Source organism: Aquimarina agarivorans (genome assembly GCF_000218485.1).
Lineage (GTDB): Bacteria > Bacteroidota > Bacteroidia > Flavobacteriales > Flavobacteriaceae > Aquimarina > Aquimarina agarivorans.
The window spans coordinates 1-1,728 of record NZ_AFPB01000051.1 but is presented as its reverse complement, the minus strand read 5'-3'; the positions used below and the strand labels follow the sequence as shown (position 1 = coordinate 1,728).

General features: G+C 32.3%; 1 protein-coding gene. It reads right to left on the bottom strand.

The genetic code is table 11. The features are described from left to right. Positions 1-330: 330 nt before the first annotated feature. Entirely contained in the window at positions 331-1,584 is a 1,254-nt protein-coding gene (locus GMC_RS23370) for a serine hydrolase domain-containing protein (protein WP_040472323.1), read from the bottom strand. Positions 1,585-1,728: the final 144 nt, after the last annotated feature.

Genomic DNA, 1,728 nt, shown 5'->3' with positions numbered 1-1,728 from the left:
GCCAAAGCGCTGATTAGAAAAACTAAAGACTACATAGATTTTAAAAAAATCCCATAATAGGGACGGGACAAGTATTGTCCAAATTTAAAGGAAATAGCTCAAAATCAGATTAAACCCCATATAAAACTTATAATCGATGCCAATAGATTCGTTTTTCAATAGTCAAAGCGTATTTTCAAACCTTGAAATTTGTGAAAAACGAGGTTGTACTTTCTAGAATTGAAGATTACCACACATCACTTTCCCCATAAATCCACCACCGGGTCAGTCAACATCGCATTCATCTCTGGCCTATCGGCAAGACGAATGCTTTATGTGTTACCAGCAGTTTTATTGATTCAGTTTAGTGGTATATTCACCTAACTTTTTCCAAATATCATAAAATTGATCTGGTCCCTTTTCATCATCACTATTTGTATTTCGTATTAAATATCTCCCTGTTTTGGTTTCTTTATCAAAAAACATAAAAGATACAACTCCAGCATCTCCTCCTGTGTGACCAATATATCCTTTAGCACTAAAGCCCATAAAAATTCCAGTGTTATATTCATCGTTATAAGGGTTTTGTTTATTACGTTTATCGAAGTTTTCTTCACTTAAATACTGAGTAAATAATTGTTCGTAATTTTTTTTGTTGAGCAGAGTGCCATTGCCTGTGTATCCCTTAATTAATTCTGTCAGATATTTTGCCATATTATTACTCGAAGCTATAAGCATTCCGTCTGGATAAGTTATAGCCGTATAAAATGGTAATGGTATATTCAAGTCATAATACAATCTTGAATGCTTGGATATATCAACTTCCTCTAATGACCATCCTGAAGAGTCCATTTTTAAGGGTTGCAGTATATATTTCTTTGTAAATTCATTAAACGATATACCAGTGGATTTTTCTATAATCAAGGCAGTTAGCGTAGCTCCGATGTTTGAATATTCAAATTTCTCTCCAGGTTTGTGCTTTAAAAAACCATTTTCTTTATCATAATATTTGCCCTCAACCGTAAGAATTTCTTTTAAAAAATTTTCCATTGGTATTTCTGATGTTGAAGGATTTAAACGTTGGTAAGGATAATTTTCATAAACTTTTGATAAGTCTTGATCAGGTGTAATTATCCAAGCATTTTCCATATAATGTTTTGTGTCTACAATTGTAGAAGTATGTGTAGCTAGTTGTTGTAAGGTAATTTTTTCATTAGGGTGATTCGGATTTGACACATCAAATAATAAGTATTTCTCTATTGGGTCATCTAAATTTAATTTACCTAATTCGTGTGCCTTCATTAGTGCTAATCCGATTAAGGTTTTAGAAATAGAAGCTATATGTTGAATTGTATTTTCTGTATATGCAATATGATTTGCTTTATCAGCCCACCCGAAACCATTGCTATACAAGGTTCCTTTTTCATTAACTATGGCAACTCCAAATCCGTTTGTGAGACCTTGTGTATATATATTTTCCAGTTCATTTGTTAAAGAATCTCGAGCTATTTGCATAGAATCTAACAACTCATTTGTATGTTGTTTTTTTTGATTACAGGAAATACAAATAATCACTCCTATAATTAATAATATAATTTTTTTCATAGGTTTCATTTTAATTGCTGGTAACGGTCTCGGCTATGAGTAGTTGCGTGGGTTTAGCACGAAACTTTGCAAGTACACACTAAACTGAAAACTCTGCAGGAATTTTCAGGATAAGCCTGTAAAAGCAATTGTTTATATACGTTG

Bases quoted from the DNA above. Each gene is read 5' to 3' on its own strand.
- GMC_RS23370 (WP_040472323.1), bottom strand. From the start codon at position 1,584: ATGAAAAAAATTATATTATTAATTATAGGAGTGATTATTTGTATTTCC.